Source organism: Legionella drancourtii LLAP12, assembly GCF_000162755.2.
GTDB lineage: Bacteria > Pseudomonadota > Gammaproteobacteria > Legionellales > Legionellaceae > Legionella > Legionella drancourtii.
The window spans coordinates 37,672-42,994 of record NZ_JH413850.1 but is presented as its reverse complement, the minus strand read 5'-3'; the positions used below and the strand labels follow the sequence as shown (position 1 = coordinate 42,994).

Sequence of the window (5,323 nt, the reverse complement as noted above, 5' to 3'; positions counted from 1 at the left end):
TATTTTTTTGCCTTCGACTACGGTATTGACTGGAGCGATGATTTGCATTTGTTCTACCTCCGTAGCTCCGGCGGTGTAATGTGTGATTTGTACCGAACCTAAATGATGAATGTTTAAAAAATCACAAATAAAGCGTGCAATGGGAAATCCACCTCGTGCAATAGCGATAACTGTATCAAAAACATAGGCTGAGCTCATGATAAGTGAGGCAAGTTTATAACTTGCGGCATAAACTTCCTCTAGAGGGATTATTCTTGCTGAAAAATTTGGTTTCATATTATTATCCAGGTAAGTATTCGAGGGGCGAGGAGATGGTGGTGTCTTGCCTGCTGGCCAGCCAACGATGATTGGCACCATGACATCATTCGTACTCCGTTACTTTGATATTATTAATCTATAATTGTAGTATATTTTGCCAAGTCCATTTGCTTAACTTCCCCAGGCAAGTAACAATGAATGTGGTATGCATCATCGAACATAAAATGATTTATCTTAGCCAAACAGACCTAGAGCAATGAATACATTTTTTGATGAGTAGCCATTATCTTGTTATGATCTTCTCTTTTTAAGAGACATCCTATGAAGGAAGACTCCAAACGTATTTTATCTTTAGATGTTTTTCGTGGTTTAACTATGGCGTTAATGGTTTTGGTTAATAGCCAAGGAAGTCGATCAATTTATCCTATTTTGGATCATGCTGCCTGGAATGGTTGTACTTTAGCGGATTTGGTTTTCCCCGCTTTTTTATTCATCGTTGGCGTCACCACCGTTGTCAGCTTAAACAGGCAAGTTACAACTAATGAGGCTGCGCGTTTAGACATTTATAAAAGTATTTTAAAACGCAGCATTTTATTATTTTTATTTGGTCTATTTCTTAACGCTTTTCCTTTTCATTTTGATTTGAGCTTTGCCAATTTGCGGATTTATGGAATTTTGCAGCGTATTGCGATTTGTTATTTTATTTGCGCTCTTATTTATTTGAATACCACAGTTAAAACTCAAATTATTCTTTTTTGGGGAATTCTTTTAGGTTATTGGTATTGGATAACCCAAATTCCGGTGCCCGGTTTTTCTGGTGGTCAATTAAGCTTGGCCAATAACTGGGTTGCTTATGTTGATAAAATGATCTTTTCACCCGTTCATTTACATAAAAATTTTGATCCAGAGGGCTTGATAAGTACTATTTCAGCCGTAGCAACTACTTTAGCTGGCTTGATTACCGGGCATTTTTTATTGATGCAATTAAGTAAAAAGAAAAAATGTTTGCTGATGTTCTTAGTGGGAATGGCCTTTCTTGTGCTTGGTTGGGCATGGGGTTATTACTTCCCAATTAATAAGAATTTATGGACAAGTTCCTTTGTGTTGTGGACTGGTGGTGTTTCTCTTATTGTCTTTGCTTTGTGTTTTTACATCATTGATGTTTTGGGGTATAGCAAATGGGCTTTACCTTTTAAAATTTTCGGAATGAATGCCTTATTCATTTTTATTTTTCATGTCCTGTTATTAAAAATGCAATTTATATTTAATCTTCCTTTGTCAGATGGTACTTCTGCTAATGCTATGGTGGCGATTACGGATTATTTATTTGGTGGATTTAGCCAGGAGAATGCTGGCTTATTGTATGCCTTGGTCTTTCTTTTTTTGAATTTTCTGGTTGCTGCATTTTTATATAAGCGGAAGATATTTTTTAAGTTGTAGTTGGAATTGAATCAGGTTGGGTTGTTTGACCCAATAGCAGTGTCTATCAATAACTTCATTTGTAGTGAATGTTGGGTTAAATGACTCAACCTACAGAAAATTATTGTTCATCTTGCATGAGTTAGCTATAATTAAAGGTTGATTAGTCTATCTGACGTTAACGGAGTTGTTTGCGATGCCAATTTATGAATACCAATGTACAAATTGTCATCATCATTTTGATTTAATGCAAAAAATCAGTGATGAGCCTGTCACACAGTGTCCAGAATGCGGTAACAATACCGTGATTAAACTCATTTCTGCTGCCGGATTTCAACTTAAAGGAACGGGCTGGTATGCCACCGACTTTAAGAATAAAAGTAGTGCTCCTACAGAAGCATCCGCTAAGAGCGGTGAATCAACGAAAAAAACGGATTCTGGCTCTTCATCAACGAGCTCATAATTAAGGTGATAATCAGGTGAAAACCAAGTCATTAAGAAGTTACTTACTCGCGGGTTTGGTCGTATGGCTGCCCCTGCTTGTGACCATGGTCGTGCTTCGTTTTATTGTTGACTTATTAGATAATTTAATCCCTTCTGCTTATCAACCAGAACAATTACTTGGTCATTACGTTCCTGGCGTAGGCGTTATCATGTCGCTTGCCTTGTTACTACTCACAGGGGTGTTGGCGACTAATTTTCTAGGGCAACGATTGGTAGCTTGGAATGATTCATTGCTTTCGCGCATACCCTTGGTGCGTTCTATTTACAAGACGGTACAACAAGTAATTAATGCAGTATTGTCAACCAATAGTGAAGCTTTTCGTAAAGTTGTTTTAATTGAATATCCTCGTAAAGGTTTATGGAGCATTGCCTTTCAAACAGGAGTGGGTAGCTCAGAAATTAATGAAAAAACACAAGAAGAAATGATCTCTGTATTTATACCAACAACACCTAATCCTACTTCCGGTTTTTTAATCATGGTGCCAAAACGGGAGGCGATTGAATTAAATATGAGTATTGATGCAGCATTAAAATATACAATCTCTTTAGGCGTTATGCAGGCAAATACTAAGGCAGCAGCGTTGGCAGAGTCGGATCTTAATAAAATTTAAATAGGCGGTTTCATATGCGTACACACTATTGTTTAGGAGTGGATGAGTCAAGTTTGGGTAAGGAAGTCATCGTATGTGGATGGGTACATCACAGACGTGATCATGGTGGTGTTATATTTCTTGATATCCGAGATAGCTCTGGCTTATTACAAGTAGTGTATGAACCTGAAAACCAAGCCATATTTTCTGATGCAGAAAAATTACGTTCTGAATTTGTGGTGCGTGTGACCGGAGTTGTGCGTAGTCGTCCCGAAGGGATGATTAATGCAACAATGGCAACTGGGAAGGTTGAAGTTGTTGGTACTAAGCTTGAAATTTTAAACCAATCCCCAACACCGCCATTTTTGCCAGATGATTTTCAAACTGTAAATGAAGATTTGCGCTATAAGTATCGCTACATTGATTTGCGCCGTCCATCCATGCAGAGCAAATTAAGATTAAGACACAAATTAAACAGTTGCATTCGTAACTACCTTAATCAGCAAGATTTTGTAGATATTGAAACACCTATGTTAACCAAGGCAACGCCTGAAGGCGCGCGCGACTATTTAGTACCATCGCGAGTACATCCAGGTGAGTTCTATGCATTACCACAATCGCCGCAGCTCTTTAAGCAATTATTAATGATGTCTGGATTTGATAAATATTATCAAATCGTTCGTTGTTTTCGTGATGAAGATTTGCGTGCGGACAGACAGCCTGAATTTACTCAGCTTGATATCGAGATGGCTTTTATTGATGAAGAAAATATTCTTAATTTAATCGAAGGTTTATTAAAGAAGATATTCAGCGAGTTGATGAATGTGACTTTACCTGAGAAGTTACCGCGGATGGCTTATGCTGAAGCGATGCGTCGTTTTGGTAGTGACAAGCCGGATATGCGTAATCCGCTTGAGTTGATTGATGTTGCTGATTTAGTGAAAGAATGCGATTTTAAAGTATTCTCAACCGCCGCAAATGATGATGAGTCACGTGTGGTCGCGTTAAAACTTCCTAATGGTTGCGATCTAAGCAGAAAAGACTTGGATGATTATGGCCGTTTTGTAAGTATTTATGGTGCCAAAGGTCTTGCTTACATTAAAGTAAATGATCGTGCTACAGGTATGGACGGCTTGCAATCACCTATTCTTAAATTCCTTTCTGAGGATGCTGTCCAGGCCATTTTAGATCGTGTTGAAGCGGCAACTGGAGATGTAATTTTCTTCGGTGCGGATAAGACTCATATTGTGAATGAATCTATAGGTGCCTTAAGAATCAAGCTTGGGCATGATAAAAAGTTACTTAGTGAAGGTTGGGAATTATTATGGATTGTTGATTGGCCAATGTTTGAAATGGATCAGCAAAACAATAGGTTACAGGCGATGCATCATCCATTTACATCACCAAAACAGTTATCTGCGGATGCATTGTGTGCAAATCCTACTCACACTTTAGCTAAAGCTTATGATATAGTAATAAACGGCTATGAAATCGGAGGGGGATCCATCCGTATTCATCAGTCTGATTTGCAGAAAGCTGTATTTAAGTTACTGGGTATTAATGAGCAAGAAGCTCAAGAAAAGTTTGGCTTTTTACTTGATGCCTTACAATACGGGGCGCCACCTCATGGTGGAATTGCACTCGGTATCGATAGGTTAGCCATGTTGCTTACGGACTCTACATCATTAAGAGACGTAATTGCTTTTCCTAAAACTCAAACAGCTTCGTGTCCTTTAACAAATGCACCATCGCCAACGGGCAGTGCACAGCTTAATGAATTAGGAATAAGACTTGCTCCAACGAACCCGACAAAATAATTTATCGCCGAACAACACCAGCCTATTACGCTGGTGTTGTTTCTTTTTAATTTTCTTCCTTACGGCATTTTGGGCAAACTTTGCTGCCGCTAAATTTGCATCGGTGCCCACACCTGCGCCTGTACTTCCCAAAAGCCCAGCTAGTTTTGGCGAATATTTAACTCAAGAGAAAACACATTTAGCCACGGCAATTAAGGACACAAAGCAGCAGGCTGCTCCCAAAGATGAGAAAGAGTACAATGCTAAAACAGAGCAAGTATCCTCTATTCTTAAAATGACAGGGGTTAAAATTGAGAGTTTGAATGGCTTTCTTGAGCAACAAGAAAAAGAACAAAATAGTCTTAATCAGCGCTTAAAACAATTACAACAATTACCTATTGCCAAAGAGGGATCGACTATTGAAGAACGTGTGGCTAAGGTAGAAGCCCTATTAGCTGCTAATAAGCAAACAATACAATTGATTCTTGATAATTTGGTACTAGCAAAAGAATTTCAAGTCGCGTTGAATGAAAAGGCCGAACAATTGGAGTTTTGGCACGAAAATTTTGTATTGGAACAAAAGCTTTTAGAAATCAAATCAATGAAAGAGAAATTAAATCAGGATTTGAGTAAGCTTTATCAAAATCTTACCCCGGTTACCACTACCCAAAAGCAAAATTTAAAGAAAGTCGAGAATCTGATTGCAACCGATGCTGATTACGAAGCTCGGTTATTGATTAAACAAAACCAAAAATT

General features: G+C 38.3%; 5 protein-coding genes and 1 pseudogene. 5 read left to right on the top strand and 1 reads right to left on the bottom strand.

Translation table 11 applies throughout. The features are described 5' to 3' along the window. The coding region (locus LDG_RS17695; protein ID WP_040536621.1) for a phosphoribosyltransferase at positions 1–276 on the bottom strand (276 nt) is incomplete at its 3' end. 303 nt (positions 277–579) lie between these two features. On the opposite strand from LDG_RS17695, the gene LDG_RS17690 reads away from it, so the two are divergent. From LDG_RS17690 to LDG_RS19775, 5 genes and pseudogenes are all read left to right on the top strand, one after another. Further along, positions 580–1,698 carry an acyltransferase family protein gene (locus LDG_RS17690; protein WP_006872846.1) on the top strand — a complete coding sequence of 373 codons (1,119 nt, stop codon included), beginning with the start codon at positions 580–582 and terminating at the stop codon, positions 1,696–1,698. A 175-nt stretch (positions 1,699–1,873) separates the two neighbouring features. Continuing rightward, positions 1,874–2,140 carry an FmdB family zinc ribbon protein gene (locus LDG_RS17685; RefSeq protein WP_006872845.1) on the top strand — a complete coding sequence of 89 codons (267 nt, stop codon included), beginning with the start codon at positions 1,874–1,876 and terminating at the stop codon, positions 2,138–2,140. Between the two features lie 16 nt (positions 2,141–2,156). Next, a complete protein-coding gene (locus LDG_RS17680) occupies positions 2,157–2,792 on the top strand; it encodes a DUF502 domain-containing protein (protein WP_040536557.1) in 636 nt (211 codons plus the stop codon). Between the two features lie 14 nt (positions 2,793–2,806). Further along, complete coding sequence (gene aspS / locus LDG_RS17675) at positions 2,807–4,588, top strand: aspartate--tRNA ligase (RefSeq protein ID WP_040536554.1); 1,782 nt, start codon at positions 2,807–2,809, stop codon at positions 4,586–4,588. Continuing rightward, positions 4,563–5,323: pseudogene (locus tag LDG_RS19775) on the top strand (mechanosensitive ion channel domain-containing protein); the annotation flags it as partial. The gene aspS and the pseudogene LDG_RS19775, both read left to right, overlap by 26 nt.

Excerpts from the sequence above, each read along its gene's own strand:
- LDG_RS17690 (WP_006872846.1), top strand. The coding sequence starts at position 580 with ATGAAGGAAGACTCCAAACGTATTTTATCTTTAGATGTTTTTCGTGGT.
- LDG_RS17685 (WP_006872845.1), top strand. The coding sequence starts at position 1,874 with ATGCCAATTTATGAATACCAATGTACAAATTGTCATCATCATTTTGAT.
- aspS (WP_040536554.1), top strand. The coding sequence starts at position 2,807 with ATGCGTACACACTATTGTTTAGGAGTGGATGAGTCAAGTTTGGGTAAG.